Consider the following 18,356-nt stretch of genomic DNA (forward strand, 5'->3'; position numbering starts at 1 on the left):
ACTTGACAGGGGGCAGTTCATAATCGAGACAGCCCTCTTTAATCTGTAAAGTAAGCCAAACCAAACCTTAGATGTTAATCAGCCATGGAAGGGTTGCAACTGGTACAAAAGTTGAAATAGTGACGATCAATGTAGAAGGAATTAGTGGATTGGCAATGAAATTTCGAAAAATAATGATAAAATGATTAAAATAAAGCTTTATTATTAGAATTTAATTTGTTATATTATAGATAACTCAGAAAAACGAAAAGGAGCGAGGTACCATGACTAAAATGAACACAAAATCATCATCAGTAGCTATTTGGGCCTCAAACCCGCTTACTATTTCTCACGCATCTTTATTACTTTTATTAGCTTAGTTAGGGTTCTACAACATGATGTAGGGTCCTTTTTTCCATGAAATATGGGCCTAGCTAATTAGCCGGTGGCTCGTATCTCACGAAGCGCCGGCTTTTTTATTGGGACCAGTTAGCTAGGAAGAGTGACGAGAATGAAGGGGAATATTTTGAGTGAAGGGATGCCCTTTTCAAAAAAAGGTAATCGGCATTCATATTAAAAATATAATTAGTAGTGGAGATATAGGAGGATTTATGATGAATATTAAAGGGATTAAACGTTTCTCAGTCATGTTGCTGTCAACAATGGTGATTGCGGGTTGTGGGAATTTGACGCAGACTTCTAGTTCGAATTCAAACACGAGTGAGGACACGATTAAAATTGGTGGGAACTTTGAGTTGACGGGTTCTGCTGCTGGTTATGGTAATGATATTAATAACGGGGCGAAGTTAGCAGTTGAAGAAATCAACGAAGCTGGTGGGATCGACGGCAAGCAAATTGAGTATGTTGAAGCGGATAATAAGTCGGATGCCAATGAATCAGCGTCAGCGGCGGCACGTCTGATTGATGAAGAGGGCGTATCAGCGATTATTGGACCATCATTAACTGCCAACTTCCAAGCACAAATTAATGCAGCTACACAAGCGCAAGTGCCATTTATTGGGCCAGCGGTAACAAGTGATGGAGCGACCTTAGATTCAAATGGCGAAGCTTATGAATATGGGTTCTCAGTAGCCTTCCTAAACTCCTTCCAAGGGGGCGCGATTGCACGTTTTTCAAATGACCAAGGCTATGAAACGGCAGCGGTGATGCAAGATAACTCTTCAGATTACGGACAAATTCTATCAGACGAATTTACAGGCGCTTTTGAAGGGGAAGTTGTAGCAACTGAATCTTATGTGTCAGGAGATACAGATTTCTCATCTATCCTGACGAATATTAAATCTAAAAATCCGGATGTCATCTTCATTGCCGGTTACTATACTGAAGCGGGAACAATCATCAAACAAGCCCGTGAAATGGGTATTGAAGCAGCAATTGTTGGACCGGATGGTTTGGCCTCAGAAGAGTTAAGCTCACTTGCGGGTGAAGAAAACATGAATGACATCTATTATGTGTCTCATTTCGCTTCAGATGAAGATGCTTCTCAAGCCTCTCAAGAATTCTCAGCAGCCTTTGAAGAAGCTTACGGTAAAGCACCTGATGAGTTTGCAGCCTTAGGTTATGACGCAGTTTACCTATACGCAAATGCGGTAGAAGAAGTGGGTTCTGAAGATAACCAAGCCATTGCTGAAGCAATCGCGAATACCACTGATTTCCAAGGGGTGACTGGTGCAATCACAATGAAAGAAGACCATACACCAAATAAAACAGCCTACATTCAAGAGATTCAAAATAATGAAGTGGTTGGATCAACTGCAGTAGCGCCAGAATAGTTTTTATTACTTTAAGAATGGGAAAAAAGAATTTCTGGATTTTCTAGCAAATTTCTCATAAAAGGCTTGTAACCATTTCTAAACTTTGCTATATTAATAACAACTCATTAAGAACAAATTAGAAAGGAAGTGAAACAAGATGAGAACAGCTGTAAAACAATTATACAATGTCAATAATCTTGTTTCGCCAACTTTTGCTAACATCATTATTATTATTAACTAAGGGGATTCTACAAATGTGTAGGGTCCTATTTCTCGTTCAAGTGGGACCTTGGTTAGAACGACGGTCCTGAAGAGGCTGTCGTTTTTTTTATGGTAAATAACAAATAGTGGTGTGGCGTTAGTGTTTAAATATGAGACAAAAATAAAGTCAATTACGTTCTGGGGAGGACATATAGATGAAATTTAAAAAATTAGCTTTAACTTTACTATCTACCGTCACTTTGGCTGCTTGTGGCGCTGCCACTTCTACTAGCAATTCAGGCGGTTCAAACACTGCAGACAACGAAACTTTTAACGTTGGTGGTAACTTTGGTTTATCAGGTGCCTTTTCAGCTTACGGTACTGCGATTAATGATGGTGCAGCCTTAGCTTTCAAAGAAATTAATGAAGACGGTGGTGTCTTAGGTAAAGAAGTGAACTACATTTCTGTAGACAACAAGTCAGATGCGACTGAATCAACTACGCAAACTGCGCGTTTAATTGATGAAGAAAACATCTCAGTTTTAGTTGGTTCTGATACAACAGGTTCAACTGAAGCGCAAATCCAAACAGCAACTGATGCAAGTGTGCCAATCGTTGCACCAGCAGCGACAGGTGACTCTTTAACATTAGATAGCTCTGGCAATGTTTTAGAATACGTATACCGTGTCCCGTTCCAAGATGCTTTCCAAGGTTCTGTATTAGCGGAATTTGCTAATCAAGAAGGTTATGAAACTGCGGCGATCATCCAAGATAACTCTTCTGACTATGGTCAAAACTTAGCAGCTGAATTCGATGACATCTTTGAAGGTGAAGTAGTTGGAACTGAATCTTATGTTTCAGGTGATACTGACTTCAACTCAATCTTAAACAACATCGCTTCTAAGGACCCAGATGTCATCTTTATCGCTGGTTACTATACTGAAGGTGGTTCAATTGTGAAACAAGCTCGTGAAATGGGTATTGAATCTGCAATCTTAGCACCAGATGGTTTTGGGGCAGAAGAATTCGTTGAATTAGCAGGTGCTGAAAACGTGAATAACTTTTACTACACAGCTCACTACACAACTGGTGAAGGTGCCACAGATAAAACAACTGAATTCGTAGAAGCGTTCGAAGCAGAATATGGTTCAACACCAAACATGTTTGATGCATTAGGCTATGACGCAGCTTACTTAGTAGCAGATGCAGCTGAACGTGCTGGCGAGGATGACCGTCAAGCGATCACAGATGCCTTAGCTGAAACAACTGACTTTGAAGGGGTAACTGGTACATTCTCGATTGACGAAAACCACAACCCAGTGAAAACTGCATACATCATCGAAATGGAAAATGGTGAAGAAGTAAGTTCTTCAGCGGTAAGTCCAGAAGATGTTGCTAACTAAATTTAATTTATAAATAAAATCTTAGAAACATTAAAATAAAATTAAAAATAAATTGCTTTTTAGAAAGAACCGACTTATACTAATGTTAGTCTTATCTTTATTGTTCCAAATATAAAATTTTGGAGGGATTTATGATGAAAATGAAAAAAATGCTTTTAGCACTGGGTTCTTTAATGATGTTGGCGGCCTGTGGTTCAGTGACGCAAACATCCAACAACGCAAGTTCAACTAGCGAGAGTAGTGGAGATACTATCAAGATTGGTGGTAACTGGGACTTATCTGGTGCTGGTGCAGCCTATGGTGGCCCGGCAAATGAAGGGGTTAAATTAGCTTTTAAACTGGCGAATGACGCCGGTGGCATTAACGGTCAAACGATCGAATATGTTGAAGCTGACAACCGTACTGATCCCAATGAGTCTGCCAATACAGCAACACGCTTGATTGATGAAGAGAATGTACAGATGATTATCGGGCCAGCAACAACCGGTGCATTTGAAGCACAAATTCCAACTGGAACAAATGCTGAAATCCCAATGATTGCCCCAGCTGCGACAGGTGATACCTTGACAGTTGATAGTTCTGGTAATACATTAGAGTACGTTTTCCGCGTAGCATTCCAAGATGCTTTCCAGGGTTCGGCACTTGCAAGTTTTGCTAATGGTGAAGGTTATGAAACTGCCGCAATTATTCAAGACAATTCAACTGATTACGGACAGAACTTATCTGCTACGTTTGAAGAAGAGTTCCAGGGAAACATTGTTGCAAATGAGTCATACATTGCAGGTGATTCTGATTTCAATTCAATCCTAAATAACATTGCTTCTGACGATCCGGATGTAATCTTTATAGCTGGTTACTATTCAGAGGGTGGTCCAATCGTTAAACAAGCACGTGAAAAGGGAATTGACGCAGTTATTCTGGCGCCAGATGGTTTTGGTAGCCAAGAGTTTATTGATTTAGCGGGTGCGGAAAATGTTACCGACTTCTACTACACTTCTCACTATACAACTGGTGAAGGGTCAACAGAAGCTACGGCAGAATTTATTGAAGCATATGAAGCTGAATACGGTAAAACACCAGACATGTTTGCTGCTTTAGGTTACGATGCTGCCAACTTAGCAATTGACGCTATTGAACGTGCAGGGTCAAGTGATCCAGCTGCAGTAACAGCTGCAATTGCAGAAACAGAAGAGTTTGCAGGTGCTACCGGTACATTCTCTTTTGATGACCAACATAATCCAATCAAGACAGCTTACATTCTAGAAATGCAAGAAGGTGAAGTTGTAGGTTCTACTACAATCTCGCCAGACGACATCGTGAGTGAATAGTAGTCTGACCATTTAATAAAAAACAAATTTGGGAAGTTCTAGATGAAATGCAAACTTTGTACATGTTTGTCTTTTAGATACTAGGACTTCCCTTATTTTATGTTGAAAAATGAAGGAATAAAGCGTTAACATTGTCAAAAATATTACGGATTTAAAACAAAATTAGAAAATTATTAAAAAAGATTGCATAAGAATTGGCATATTCTTATAATAAAACCAGTCTTATTCTTATAGTATTTGCGGTAACGAGGTCAACTTCTGCTATGGCGGGTACGACCAAAATTTGAAAAGATTAAATGTTACATGAGTAAATACATACTTTATTAATAATGATCAACAAATATAATGTTTGATTATATTTGCTGTGGGGCAACTCACAAGTATTCAAAAAAAAGAAAAGGAAGTGAAATAAATGGAGATGTTTTTGCAACAGCTTGTAAACGGACTCTCTTTGGGTAGTATTTATGCCCTTATGGCATTAGGTTATACAATGGTATATGGGATTATCGGCTTGATTAACTTCGCGCACGGTGATGTCTATATGGTTGGGGCGTTTTTTGGTTTCTGGTTGATTACAGGATTAGGGTTGAATATCGTTCCTGCACTTATTTTAACAATGATTTTTACAGCTATTTTAGGGGTAATTATTGAACGGGTGGCCTACAAACCATTACGTAAATCAACCCGTATAGCGGCCTTAATTACGGCAATCGGGGTTTCTTACCTATTACAAAACTTCATGATTTATTATGTAGGACCAGAAGTACGTGCTTTCCCTACATCATTACCAAACTTATCACTGGATTTTGGTTTATTTACGATCTCAACACAACAAGTAGTGATCTTCATTGTAACGATTATCTTGATGATTGCCTTACAATACACTGTTCGTCAAACGAAAATGGGACAAGGGATGCGAGCAGTATCTGTAGATGCCGATGCAGCGCGTTTAATGGGTATCTCTGTAGATAGCATTATTTCCTTTACCTTCGCTATTGGTTCTGCCTTAGCTGGTGCTGGTGGGGTCTTGGTAGGTATCTACTATAACTCTATTTCACCAACAATGGGGTTAACTCCTGGTATTAAAGCCTTCGTAGCAGCTGTTTTAGGTGGTATCGGATCAATTCCTGGTGCCATGTTAGGTGGGGTTTTAATCGGTGTGGTTGAATCAATGGTATCTATGATTGGTTTATCTACTTGGCGTGACGCTGCCGTTTACTTCATTTTGATTATTATTTTAGTCTTCAAACCTAGCGGATTGTTAGGTAAAGGCACACAAGAGAAAGTATAGGAGGGTGTATGATGAAAAAAGAATCATGGGCAAAAAACTTCTTTACTAAATCAACAATTACTTGGATTTGTGTGATTTTGGGACTTTTCTTCTTAATCATGGCAGCCTATTTAATGGGATTAGTAACGTCGTTCTATCAAAATATTATGGTGACAATTGGGATTAATATGATCCTAGCTGTTGGTTTGAACTTAGTAGTAGGCTATGCTGGACAATTCTCGCTTGGTCACGCTGGATTTATGGCCATTGGTGCCTATGTTGGTGCCATCCTTTCAACGCAAATTCCAGGACCAGTGGGTTTCTATGCTGGTATGGCCGCTGGGGCTGTTTTAGCAGCTATCGTTGCTTTAATCGTAGGGGTTCCTACCTTACGTTTGAAAGGTGACTACTTAGCGATTGCAACTTTAGGGGCTTCTGAAATTATCCGTATCATCATCCAAAACTTGGAAATCACTAACGGTGCCGCTGGTATTTCAGGTATTCCAATGAACGTAACGTGGATTACTTTATTTATCTTCATCGTTTTAACAACATTATTCGTTGTAAACTACATCCACTCTAGTCCAGGACGTGCGACTATTGCCGTTCGGGAAAATGAAATCGCTGCTGAATCGGTTGGAGTTAAAACAACTAAGTATAAAATCATCGCCTTTGTAATCGGTGCTGTAACTGCTTCAATCGCAGGTACTTTATACGCAGGTTACTTCTCAGTAATCAACCCATCACAATTCACTTTCCAGCGTTCAATCGACGTGTTAATCATCGTTGTATTCGGTGGTATCGGATCAGTAACAGGTTCATTCGTTGCAGCCATCGCTTTAGGTCTACTAAACTCAGTTTTAGCGCCTTTAGGTCAATTACGTATGGTTGTATACGGTATCGCAATCATCGCCATCATGGTATTCAAGCCGTCTGGTTTAATGGGTGATTACGAATTACAATTCACTAAATTATTCAACCGCAAGAAAAAAGATTCTGATAAAGAGGAGGCGTAACCATGTCATTATTGACGATTAAAGATTTAAATAAAAATTTTGGCGGGTTAGCCGCTGTGTCAAATGTAAATATTGAATTAGAAAAGAATGAATTGGTTGGACTTATCGGCCCTAACGGTGCAGGTAAAACAACCTTATTCAACTTGCTGACTGGTGTTTATGAGCCAAGTTCAGGTGAAGTAAAATTATCAACTGACGAAGGTGATGTGGTTTTAAACGGTAAAGAGCCAAGTGAAATCAACCGCTATGGTTTAGCAAGAACCTTCCAAAATATCCGTTTATTTGGTCAGTTGACTGTTTTAGACAACGTGTTAGTAGCTTTACATACTAAACACGGCGCTAGCTTCTTGTCTAGTGTTTTACGTACGCCAGCTTTCTACAAAAATCGTGAAGAATTAAAGGAACGTGCAATCGAATTACTTAGTATTTTTAACCTTCAGGATTTACTATATGAAAAAGCGAAAAACTTGCCATATGGTCAACAACGTCGTCTAGAAATCGTTCGTGCCTTAGCGACCGAACCAAAGATCTTATTCTTGGATGAACCAGCTGCAGGGATGAACCCAAATGAAACAGCTAACTTAACTGAATTGATCCGTCAAATTCAAAAAGATTTCGACATTACAGTTGTCCTTATCGAACATGATATGTCTCTTGTAATGAATGTATGTGAACGTATCTACGTATTGGAATACGGTAAATTGATCGCCCATGGTACACCAAGCGAAATCCAAAGTAATCCAGCTGTTATCAAAGCGTACTTAGGAGGCGAGTAAAATATGACAATGTTAGAAGTAAAAGATTTGAAAGTCTCATACGGTATGATTGAAGCGATTAAAGGCATCAGCTTTGAGGTCAATCAAGGCGAGATTGTTTCCCTAATCGGTTCCAATGGTGCAGGTAAGTCAACAACATTACGCACGATTTCAGGTATAAAACCAGCCAAAAGCGGACAAATCCTTTATGAAGGACAAGATATCTTGAAATCAAACGCAATGAAAATTGTAAAAGCTGGGATTTCTCAAGTACCTGAAGGTCGTCATGTATTTAAAGGGATGTCTGTTAAAGAGAACCTTTTAATGGGTGCTTACACCCGTAAAGACCGCGATGGCTTAAAAGAAGACATGGAAAAATCATTTGAATACTTCCCCATCATCAAAGAGCGTTTAAACCAAGACGCGGCCACTTTATCTGGTGGGGAACAACAAATGGTGGCTATGGCAAGAGCCTTGATGGCTAAACCAAAATTATTATTGTTAGATGAGCCTTCAATGGGGTTAGCGCCATTATTCATCCAACAAATCTTCAACATCATCGAAGAAATCAATGCGGCTGGTACAACTGTTCTATTGATTGAACAAAATGCCAAGCAAGCATTAAGCATCTCTGACCGTGCTTACGTAATGGAAACGGGTAAGATTTTATTATCAGGATCTGGTCAAGAATTGTTAACCTCTGAGAAAGTACAAGAAGCTTATCTTGGTGGGGCAATGTTATAGATTTAAAGAATCTTAATATAAGCGTTGAGTAATCGTAGTGGTTTACTCAACGCTTTTTATGTATAATGCAAGGGAAAAATGGACCAATTATGGCCAAAAAGAGATGTATGCGAGGAGGTGACAATATTTTGGCAAATAAAAAGAAGCAAAAAAGGCGCAGATTAAATGGTTGGTTGAAAGGGTATCAACAAGTATTCAGGCTAATTTTCAAAAAAAGAAAATATAAAAAAACACGATATCTTTCGAAGAAGAAACGTGCGCAACGTCGTAAAGAAATATGGTTAGGAACACTTGCAATTCTTGGATTAATGCTATTTTTCCTTTCCCAAGACTATCAAGGCGTACCCTCGTCAAGTGAGACCTCCAGTGAAGAAGTGGAAATGGTATATACAGACCAAGAATTTGTGGATTTAATCGGTCAATATGCAGTAACTGAATACCCCGAATCTCACGTATTACCAAGTATTGTCACTGCCCAAGCAGTATTGGAATCTAATTTTGGTAGAAGTCAATTATCTAGTGAGTATTTTAATTTATTTGGTCGTAAATCATATAGCCCGAATGACCCAAGTGTAGATTTACCCACACAAGAATTTGTGAATGGCCGATATATTACGGTGGATGAGCCTTTCCGGGTCTATACATCTTGGGAAGAATCAGTAGCTGATCACGGAAGGTTACTTGCAAATGGCACTTCATGGAATGAAACACATTATAGTGGTGTTTTGAATGCAAGCTCGTATAAAGAAGCTGCCTATGCCTTGCAAGAATCGGGGTATGCTACCGATCCTAATTATGCGGAATCTTTGATAGATGTGATAGAAAGATACGAATTAACTCGGTTTGATAACCAGGTTCAATAGGATAAGTGAAAGAAAATTCATTTGCAATGGTTGCTATTCAAGTGTATTATAAAAGATGAACAATATTTCGGTATATTGTACTTTTTACAGGGGGTAAAACCGTGGCAAAGACTAAGAGCTATAAGGACATTGCATATCAATACCTAAAGGAACAAATTGATAGTAATTTGCTATTACCAGATACACACTTAAAAGAAGTCGAAATTGCAGAAACGCTAGGCATGAGTCGTACGCCGGTTCGAAAAGCCATGGCACAACTTGCTGAAGAAGATTATATTCGTATTGAACAATACAAAGGTGCGGTAGTAGCGAAAAATGCACTAAACGCACGAGCAATTGTGGAACGTCTACAATTTATTGAATTGTTAACGATGAATCTCTTCCAGCAAATGCAAAATAAAGATGTCCAAGTAGACACCGAACGCGTTGAAGAATTGAAACAAAATATTTCTGAATCACTTGCAGCATATGACTTGGAATCTTACTTTGATACTGAATTCAAAATGTTTACCTATTTGGTATCCTTCTATCCGAATTCATACTTTAGGCAAGTTACCTTGAATACAATTCAACCCCTACATGAATTGTACATAAAAGAAGCCAAGGAAGACCACTCAGCCTTCAAACGAGAAGCGAATGATTTAAAAGAAATCTATCCAACGATGCTGAAAGCTTTAGTACATAAAGATTATGCGATGGCGCGTAAACAAGCCCGCATCTGGATAAACCAATTAATTCTTTATCAAATTAATAAATAAGTGAGAGACGAATCTTAAAAGGTTCGTCTTTTTATGCCTTTAACCTTCGGCTGGAAAAAAGCGTTTTACTAAACATTCACTAATTAGGATTAATGAGCTAACAGGAATTGTAAATGATCTATGTAACCATAATAAAATTGAAAAAAACCATGCTGAATATTGAGTATCAATCGTAACTAATTAAATAAAGTGGAAGGCGAAGGATGTCCGACTTTGCGCTATAATCGGACTCCCTCGACCAGCTCAAGTCCACTTCAGATTAGTTTTCAACTGACTACGTCAGTCACTAGACTAATCTTCCAGTGTTGTTGAGCTAAGCGGTCTCGCTCACACCTTGTTTTCGTTGAACAGGTGTTCTATTAATGGTATCCTTAACAGTGAAACTATACGGGAAAGGTGGCCTAATGATGGCATTGAATCGATTTACGAAGGGGCTTAATGATCGACAAAAGGAAGCTGTTGAGCATACCGAAGGGCCGCTATTAATTATGGCTGGTGCGGGTAGTGGGAAGACACGTGTTTTGACCCACCGCATGGCATATATTTTAAGTGAGAAAGATGTAAATCCTTGGAATATTTTAGCGATTACCTTTACCAACAAGGCCGCTAAAGAGATGAAAGAACGGGTGTCTGCCCTTGTAGGACCTGACGCTAACGATATGTGGGTATCTACTTTCCACGCTATGTGTGTACGAATTTTAAGACGAGAAGCGGAAGCAATTGGCTTTATGCGGTCATTTACCATTGCGGATCCATCTGAACAACAAACCCTAATCAAACGTATTATTAAGGAATTGAACTTAGACAAGGACAAGTTTTCTTATAAAATGTTGTTAGGGCGTATTTCTGATGCGAAAAATAACTTAATGCTGCCTGACGACTACCGTCAAAATTATTCTGGCTACATCGAAGACGTGGTGGCGGATGTATACGAACGCTACCAAAAAGGGCTACAAGCAGCGCAATCTTTCGATTTCGATGATTTAATCATGTATACCGTTAAATTATTCGACCAACAACCAGATATCTTGAAGTACTACCAACAAAAGTTCCACTATATCCACGTGGACGAGTACCAAGATACCAATGAAGCTCAATATAAATTAGTAAAACAATTAGGTGACTACTTCCACAACGTTTGTGTGGTAGGGGACGCGGACCAGTCTATTTATGGTTGGCGTGGTGCCAATATGGAAAATATCTTGAACTTCGAAAAGGATTACCCAAAATCAACCACTATCCTATTGGAACAAAATTACCGATCTACTAAAAATATCTTGCAGGCGGCCAATAATGTCATCAATAAAAACACCTATCGTAAGGATAAGACCCTTTGGACAGATAATGACCAAGGTGAATTGATTTCTTATTATCGGGCGCAAAATGAGCGTGACGAGTCCAACTATGTCATCGGTAAAATTAAAGATGCTATCAAAAGACAAAACAAGCGTTACGGAGACATTGCCATCCTGTATAGAACCAATGCCCAGTCCCGTGTAATGGAGGAGAATTTGGTCAAAGCCAACATGCCTTACCGAATTGTCGGTGGTCTAAAATTCTACGACCGTAAGGAAATTAAAGACATTCTAGCTTACCTACGTCTACTGGCCAATCCGTCTGACAACCTATCATTTACGCGGATTATCAACGTACCTAAACGTGGTATTGGACCAGGAACCCTAGATAAATTAAACATATTCGCCAGCCAGCAAGGGATTTCCCTTTTACAGGCGGCAACCCTAGTCGACCATTCACCAATCACTGGTAAAGGTGCTACGAATCTAAAGGCTTTCGGTAAGATGATGGCCGATCTCCAAGCACAACGCGAATTCTTAGCAATCCAAGATTTAGTCGAGGAAATTTTAGCGCAAACCGGCTATTTAAAAGACTTGGAAAATCAAAAAACACTTGAAGCTGACGCCCGAATCGACAACATTCACGAGTTCATTTCGGTAACCCAAGAGTTCGATAAACGTTGGGAAGCTGAGCAAGAAGACCGTGAACAAGCAGCACAAATTGCGGCCCAAGAAGAAGCGGACCGGCCGGCAGAATTACAAGAAGCCAACCTCAATCAAATCGACGTCAATCCGGCAGATAACCCACTCAATCCAGATGGAAGCTTCAATTTATTCGATCTTGAAGGGATTCAAGCAGCACTTGATGGTGTGATTGACAACAATCCAGCTGAAGATGATGCCTTGATGGGCTTTATCACGGACTTATCATTGGTATCAGATTTAGACAACCAAGAAATTGACCAACAAGGGGAATTGACCTTGATGACCCTCCATGCGGCTAAAGGGCTTGAATTCCCAATTGTTTTCATTATTGGGATGGAAGAGGGCATGTTCCCACTAGCCCGTGCTGCCAAGGAAGAGTCTGAACTTGAAGAGGAACGCCGACTTGCTTATGTAGGCATCACCCGAGCGGAAGAGAAATTATACTTAACCAATTCATTGTCGCGGTTACTTTACGGGAAATACCAATCCAACCCAGTTTCGCGATTTATCGCAGAAATTGATGATGAATTATTAGACGACAGCGAAAATGAGCGGTCTGTTTTCCAACCATATGGTGGCAGTCAATCAGACTTACCATTTGGTGGCAGCAACTCATCAGGTTCCGGTTCATCAGGCTCAACGTTTGCGGCGGATTATGCCAGCAAACGTAAACGGGCGTCCAACACCTATGAAAGAGCCAATGCCAAGTCTTACTATGAACGCAAGAAAGAAGCGAAGCGGTCAGTATTTGACCCAGTTACTGCTAATAAAGATATTCAAACAGTGGACGGTCCAGTAACTTGGGCTATCGGCGATAAAGCCGTCCACAAAAAATGGGGTGTTGGAACAGTTGTCAAGGTTTCAGGAACTGGCAACGACCAAGAGTTAGATATCGCTTTCCCTAATCAAGGGATCAAGCGTCTATTATCTGCCTTCGCCCCAATTGAGAAACAAGCTTAAATTATCCATCACGGAATAAAAGGAGATTGAACGATGACAAAGGATGACCAACAAAGTATTGATGTTGCCCGTATTGAAGCTTTAACCCATCTCTTGAATGACTATGCCTACCAATACTATGCCTTAGATAATCCAACGATTTCAGATGCCGAATACGACAAACTTTACCGTGAGTTGCAGGATTTAGAAGCCAAGTACCCGACCTTTATTCAAGCTGAATCACCAACACAACGGGTGGGGGACGTTGTAAGTGAAGCCTTTACCAAGGTAACCCATTCACAACCTATGATGTCCCTAGGTAATGCCTTCAATTTTGACGAAGTGGCCAAGTTCGTTGAAGATGCCCAAAAGAATGTCAATGGCCAAGTACGCTTTGTCTGTGAATTAAAAATCGACGGCTTGTCCGTAGCCATTCAATATGAAAACGGCCGTTACGTCCGGGCAGCCACTCGGGGTGACGGGTTTGTTGGGGAAGATATTACCAACAATGTTCGGACCATTAAATCCGTCCCAATGAAACTCCGCCAGGATATTGATATCGAGGTGCGTGGCGAAATCTACATGCCTAAGGATGCCTTTTTGGCTTTAAATGAAAAACGTGAAGAAGCGGGCTTGCCGACTTTCGCTAACCCAAGGAATTCAGCGGCTGGATCTATCCGCCAATTGGATTCAAAAGTCACAGCCAGTCGTAATTTGAATATTTTCTTATATTCAGGGGTCTTTTCTGACCAATTACCGATCAAGAGCCAACAAGACTTGTTCAAACATTTCCCAGAATATGGCTTGCGCGTAAACCCGCTAACCAGAGTGTGTGAAACTTTTGAAGAAATACAAGCCTATATTGAAGAAATGACTGCTAAACGTCACGAATTGTCTTATGGAATTGATGGGATTGTCATCAAAGTAGACGATTTCAGCGACCAAGAAACTTTAGGCTACACAGTTAAGGCGCCGAAATGGGCTATCGCCTACAAATTCCAAGCCGAAGAAGTGGAAACGACTATCCGTGATATCGAATGGACGGTTGGGCGTACTGGTGTAGTGACCCCAACTGCCATTATGGAACCAGTTTTATTAGACGGATCAACTGTTCAACGGGCTAGCCTCCACAATATGGACCTGATTGAAGCCAAAGATATCCGCCTAAAAGATACAGTGATTATCCATAAAGCTGGAGATATTATTCCAGAAGTGGTGACGGTTGTTTTAGACAAGCGACCGGAAGATTCAACGCCGTATCCAAAACCAACGACTTGTCCGGTTTGCCATAGCGACCTAGTCCATTTAGAGGATGAAGTGGCCTTGAGATGTGTGAACCCAGCTTGTCCAGCCCAAGCAAAAGAGAAGCTGTACCATTTCGTATCTCGAAACGCTATGAATATTACTGGTGTTGGCCCATCTGTCCTAGAACAAATGTATGACAAGGCCAATGTCCATAGTCCCGCTGATTTATACCAAGTCAAGAAAGACCAGTTGATGGCCTTAGACAAGGTTGGGGACAAGGCGTCGGATAAGATTATCCAAGCTATTGAAGAGTCTAAAGAAAATTCACTTGAGCGCTTATTATTTGGTTTAGGCATTCGTCACGTTGGTGCTAAGGCTGCTCGTCAGATTGCTGAAGTGTACCCAAGCATGCAAGAAATTATGACCAAGGAAATCAGCGATTTAACCAGTATTGAAGGGATTGGGGAGACCATCGCGGATTCCATAGTTGCCTTTTTTGCCACAGACGGCGCGCGCGCAACCATTGACTCTTTAGTTGAAAATGGTGTCAACATGCAGTACAAGGGGCCAGTTAAAGCAGAAGTTGAAGCCATCGATTCTTTCTGGGCCGGCAAAACAGTCGTCCTAACTGGAAAATTATCTCAATACACAAGACCGGAGGCTAAGAAAGCTATCGAAGCCTTAGGAGGTAACGTTACAGGGTCCGTTTCTAAGAAGACGGATATCCTAGTTGCTGGGGAAGATGCAGGGTCAAAATTGGCCAAAGCAGAAAACTTAGGCATTACTGTATTTTCTGAACAAGACATGGTCGACAAGTTATAATATAATAGACCAATAGAAAGAAGAAAATGGGAGCTTGTGATTGGGGAGAATACCAAGTTAAGAAAGGGAATGCCGTATTGAAAATAAAAAAACTCAAAACATTATCCATATTATTGGTGGCGACCTTGGCCCTAGCAGCCTGTCAAAATGACCAAGCGGATTCAACCGAATCAGTAGGTTCAGCCAGCCAAACTTCATCTACTAATGAAGAACAACAAACACAAACAAGCCAACTGTCGACAGAATACTACTCGTCATACATTAGTGACGGCACTTACCAAACCAATTCTGCTTCAGGAATTACAGCGGGGGTATCTTCACAAGCCAATGCGGAGAATTTAGAGCGCGGCTTGTATGACCTAGCCAAGAATATTTTCGCCACTGAAGACTACTCGCTCCAAGAAGGACAAGTCATCGGCGAGGACCAGACCTTGACTTATTTAACAGCCCAATCGGACGAAAATCCAGATGGCCTAAATCCGTCCGGTTATGAATCGACCACTATAGACGGGTTTGAATCCCGCTATTTAAACACCATTATGGAATACGATTTCGTTGATCAGGACGGGAATATCGCAGGGATTTCAATCGGTTTAGGAATGAACTATTCAGATACCTTCAACTCTGATTCAGACAGCGAAGAAGTGGAAATTACCTCTGAAGAGCGTATCGAACATGGGAAGCAGATGGCTGAAACCATCGTCGCTGACATTCGTGAAAACGAAGCTTACGCGGACACACCGATCCATGTAGCTATCTTTGAAAACGAAGCATCTGGTGATCTAGGTGGCGGTACTTATACAACAGATGCCGTTTCATCAAGTGGAAACTCATTTGGTGACTGGTCAACCTACAACCAAGACTTCGTCGTTTACGGAGTCGATGACGCACCAAACGAAGAGGACACAGTAGCCTTCACCCGCTTCCGTGACCAAATTCAAAGCTTCTATCCGCAACTATCCGGTTTATCAGGGGTAGGTTACTACCAGGATAACGAGCAACAAAACATCAACATCGTCATCAACAGTCAATTCGATGGCTATAGCGAAATCATCGCCTTATCCCAGCAAGCCATTTCAACCGCAAGCTCAGTATTCAACAACAATATTGAGATTCAAATTCAAGTGGTAACCGCTGATGGCGTTCGGGCCCTATTGACTAGAAGCAAAGACGCAGACACTTTCAACTACGTACTCGTAGATTAAAATATGTAACATTTTATAACATACCCACCTTTTTTTCTGAACTGAAAAAGGGGTAGGCGACTTATTGCTGGCTCATAGCCATACAACAAATAGTCATCTTGATAGGCAAGTTTTAATGAAAAAAGCTTGTCTATTCGCATTTATAAGCCATTTCCAATGGATAAGATTAAAATTATAGAAAATACTCATGTAACCTTAATTTACATTGTTGACTTGAGTGGTTTGTGCTAAAATAAAACAGGTAAAATAAGGCGAAAACTAAGCTGAAGAATGAAGGAGGAACCCGTTATGTCAATTTCTGAAGAAGAAGTTAAACGGATTGCTAAATTAGCTAAATTCAAGGTTGAAGATGAAGATGTCGTTCACTTTACTGAAGAATTTGGGAATATTTTAAATATGATTGAAGAATTACAAGAAATCGATACTACCGATGTAGCACCTATGTTTTGGGCAGTCGATTTTGAAAACGTGATGCGCGAAGATAAAGTTGTGAAAATGCAAACGCGTGATGAATTATTTATCAACGCCAAAACAACAGTCGATGGTTTTATCGAAGTGCCATCAATTATTGATACAGATGGAGGCGACGCTTAATGGAAAAATTTACAGATACAATTCGCTCATTAAATGAGAAATTAGTAGCAGGCCAAGTGACATCTGTTGAACTAGTGGAAGAAGCTATCCGCCGTATTAAAGCAGAAAATGACACAATCAATGCGGTCATCACTCTAGACGAAGAGAATGCTTTAGCTAAAGCCAAAGCATCTGACGAAAAAGGTTACTCCTCTGACCGACCATTACAAGGAATTCCGATTGGATTAAAAGACAATATTTTAACAAACGGCGTCACAACTACAGCCGCATCTAAAATGCTAGCTGACTTTGTACCGATTTATGATGCAACAGTTACTGAAAAATTAGCTGCAGCAGGTGCGATTAATATTGCTAAATTAAATATGGACGAATTTGCTATGGGTGGTTCTAATGAAACTTCTCATTTTGGTCCAGTCCGCAACCCATTTGATACAGACCGTGTACCAGGTGGTTCTTCAGGTGGTTCAGCCGCTGCTGTTTCAGCTGGTCAAGTGATGGCAACGTTAGGAACTGATACAGGTGGATCTATCCGTCAACCTGCGGCATACAACGGTATTGTAGGGATGAAACCTACTTACGGTCGTGTGTCACGTTGGGGCGTTATCTCTTTTGCTTCTTCATTAGACCAAGTTGGGCCAATGACCCGTACAGTTGAAGATAACGCGATTATGTTAGAAGCAATTGCTGGTTATGATGACCACGATTCAACTTCAGCAAATGTTGAAGTGCCTAACTATGTAGCTTCTATGAAAGATGGGGTTCAAGGTTTAACTGTTGGTGTACCGGTAGAGTTCTTCGGTGATTCAGTTGATGATCAAGTGAAAGAACAAGTACGCGCATCAATTAAGCAATTAGAAAATGCTGGTGCAACTGTTAAAGAAATCAGCTTCGAAAACTTGAAATATGGTATTCCAGTTTACTATATCATTGCCTCTGCAGAAGCATCTTCAAACTTACAACGCTACGATGGAATCCGTTACGGTTACCGTGCAGAAAACTTCAACGACCTAGAAGAATTGTATGTCAATACAAGAACTGAAGGTTTCGGTGACGAGGTTAAACGTCGTTTAATGACAGGTACATTCTCAATTGCCTCTGAAAACTTCGACGAATACTTTATGAAAGCTGCTAAAGTACGTATGTTAATCAAAGAAGCCTTCGATAACATCTTCTCTGAAGTTGATTTAATCGTCTCGCCAGTAACTACTGGTACTGCCTTTAAATTAGGTGAGAAGAATGATGATCCAATCGAAATGTACATGGCTGACTTATTAACAGTTCCTGTAAACTTAGCTGGATTACCTGGTTTATCAATGCCTGTTGGTTTCGACGATAAAGGTCTACCAATCGGTTTACAAATTATCGGTAACCGTTTCGAAGAAGAAAAAATTTACCGTGCAGCTTATGCTATTGAACAAGTAAATGACGCTTATACCAAACATCCAGCAGAGTAAGAGGG

Annotated in this window: 14 protein-coding genes; all 14 read left to right on the forward strand. The window is 40.4% G+C overall.

Annotated elements, in window-relative coordinates; genetic code table 11:
* Window positions 1-593 precede the first annotated feature (593 nt).
* The 14 genes from B2V22_RS01230 (at window position 594) to gatA (ending at window position 18,351) form a co-directional block, all read left to right on the forward strand.
* Window positions 594-1,772 (forward strand): ABC transporter substrate-binding protein, encoded by a 1,179-nt coding sequence (locus tag B2V22_RS01230; protein WP_290489978.1) that lies wholly within the window; start codon window positions 594-596, stop codon window positions 1,770-1,772.
* Between the two features lie 398 nt (window positions 1,773-2,170).
* A complete protein-coding gene (locus tag B2V22_RS01235) occupies window positions 2,171-3,358 on the forward strand; it encodes an ABC transporter substrate-binding protein (protein ID WP_290489959.1) in 1,188 nt (395 codons plus the stop codon).
* Window positions 3,359-3,492: 134 nt separating this feature from the next.
* Window positions 3,493-4,686 (forward strand): ABC transporter substrate-binding protein, encoded by a 1,194-nt coding sequence (locus B2V22_RS01240; RefSeq protein WP_290489979.1) that lies wholly within the window; start codon window positions 3,493-3,495, stop codon window positions 4,684-4,686.
* Window positions 4,687-5,098: 412 nt separating this feature from the next.
* Window positions 5,099-5,977, forward strand: a complete 879-nt coding sequence (locus B2V22_RS01245; RefSeq protein ID WP_290489960.1) for a branched-chain amino acid ABC transporter permease — start codon at window positions 5,099-5,101, stop codon at window positions 5,975-5,977.
* Window positions 5,978-5,985: 8 nt separating this feature from the next.
* Window positions 5,986-6,972: a branched-chain amino acid ABC transporter permease gene (locus tag B2V22_RS01250; protein WP_290489961.1), complete on the forward strand. Its 987-nt coding sequence runs from the start codon at window positions 5,986-5,988 to the stop codon at window positions 6,970-6,972.
* 2 nt (window positions 6,973-6,974) lie between these two features.
* Window positions 6,975-7,748, forward strand: coding sequence for an ABC transporter ATP-binding protein (locus tag B2V22_RS01255; RefSeq protein ID WP_290489962.1), 774 nt, complete (start codon window positions 6,975-6,977; stop codon window positions 7,746-7,748).
* Between the two features lie 3 nt (window positions 7,749-7,751).
* On the forward strand, window positions 7,752-8,471 hold the full coding sequence (locus B2V22_RS01260; protein WP_290489963.1) for an ABC transporter ATP-binding protein: 720 nt from the start codon (window positions 7,752-7,754) through the stop codon (window positions 8,469-8,471).
* Window positions 8,472-8,599: 128 nt separating this feature from the next.
* Window positions 8,600-9,334: a glycoside hydrolase family 73 protein gene (locus B2V22_RS01265; RefSeq protein WP_290489964.1), complete on the forward strand. Its 735-nt coding sequence runs from the start codon at window positions 8,600-8,602 to the stop codon at window positions 9,332-9,334.
* Between the two features lie 101 nt (window positions 9,335-9,435).
* Window positions 9,436-10,092, forward strand: a complete 657-nt coding sequence (locus B2V22_RS01270; protein ID WP_290489965.1) for a GntR family transcriptional regulator — start codon at window positions 9,436-9,438, stop codon at window positions 10,090-10,092.
* A gap of 404 nt (window positions 10,093-10,496) precedes the next feature.
* A complete protein-coding gene (locus B2V22_RS01275) occupies window positions 10,497-13,052 on the forward strand; it encodes a UvrD-helicase domain-containing protein (RefSeq protein WP_396159621.1) in 2,556 nt (851 codons plus the stop codon).
* 33 nt (window positions 13,053-13,085) lie between these two features.
* The gene (ligA, locus tag B2V22_RS01280; protein ID WP_290489966.1) at window positions 13,086-15,098 is read left to right on the forward strand and encodes an NAD-dependent DNA ligase LigA; all 2,013 of its coding nucleotides are present in this window, start codon (window positions 13,086-13,088) and stop codon (window positions 15,096-15,098) included.
* 77 nt (window positions 15,099-15,175) lie between these two features.
* Complete coding sequence (locus tag B2V22_RS01285; RefSeq protein WP_290489967.1) at window positions 15,176-16,303, forward strand: CamS family sex pheromone protein; 1,128 nt, start codon at window positions 15,176-15,178, stop codon at window positions 16,301-16,303.
* A gap of 288 nt (window positions 16,304-16,591) precedes the next feature.
* Window positions 16,592-16,897: an Asp-tRNA(Asn)/Glu-tRNA(Gln) amidotransferase subunit GatC gene (gatC, locus tag B2V22_RS01290; protein ID WP_016897919.1), complete on the forward strand. Its 306-nt coding sequence runs from the start codon at window positions 16,592-16,594 to the stop codon at window positions 16,895-16,897.
* Entirely contained in the window at window positions 16,897-18,351 is a 1,455-nt protein-coding gene (gatA, locus tag B2V22_RS01295; RefSeq protein WP_290489968.1) for an Asp-tRNA(Asn)/Glu-tRNA(Gln) amidotransferase subunit GatA, read from the forward strand. The genes gatC and gatA overlap by 1 nt, the downstream gene beginning before the upstream one ends.
* The last annotated feature ends 5 nt before the right edge of the window (window positions 18,352-18,356 follow it).

The organism is Aerococcus sp. UBA6277 (assembly GCF_002440555.1).
Taxonomy (GTDB): domain Bacteria; phylum Bacillota; class Bacilli; order Lactobacillales; family Aerococcaceae; genus Aerococcus.

Bases quoted from the DNA above. Each gene is read 5' to 3' on its own strand.
- gatC (WP_016897919.1), top strand. From the start codon at position 16,592: ATGTCAATTTCTGAAGAAGAAGTTAAACGGATTGCTAAATTAGCTAAA.
- B2V22_RS01255 (WP_290489962.1), top strand. From the start codon at position 6,975: ATGTCATTATTGACGATTAAAGATTTAAATAAAAATTTTGGCGGGTTA.
- B2V22_RS01250 (WP_290489961.1), top strand. From the start codon at position 5,986: ATGATGAAAAAAGAATCATGGGCAAAAAACTTCTTTACTAAATCAACA.
- B2V22_RS01260 (WP_290489963.1), top strand. From the start codon at position 7,752: ATGACAATGTTAGAAGTAAAAGATTTGAAAGTCTCATACGGTATGATT.
- B2V22_RS01275 (WP_396159621.1), top strand. From the start codon at position 10,497: ATGATGGCATTGAATCGATTTACGAAGGGGCTTAATGATCGACAAAAG.
- B2V22_RS01245 (WP_290489960.1), top strand. From the start codon at position 5,099: ATGGAGATGTTTTTGCAACAGCTTGTAAACGGACTCTCTTTGGGTAGT.
- ligA (WP_290489966.1), top strand. From the start codon at position 13,086: ATGACAAAGGATGACCAACAAAGTATTGATGTTGCCCGTATTGAAGCT.
- B2V22_RS01240 (WP_290489979.1), top strand. From the start codon at position 3,493: ATGAAAATGAAAAAAATGCTTTTAGCACTGGGTTCTTTAATGATGTTG.
- B2V22_RS01235 (WP_290489959.1), top strand. From the start codon at position 2,171: ATGAAATTTAAAAAATTAGCTTTAACTTTACTATCTACCGTCACTTTG.
- gatA (WP_290489968.1), top strand. From the start codon at position 16,897: ATGGAAAAATTTACAGATACAATTCGCTCATTAAATGAGAAATTAGTA.
- B2V22_RS01230 (WP_290489978.1), top strand. From the start codon at position 594: ATGAATATTAAAGGGATTAAACGTTTCTCAGTCATGTTGCTGTCAACA.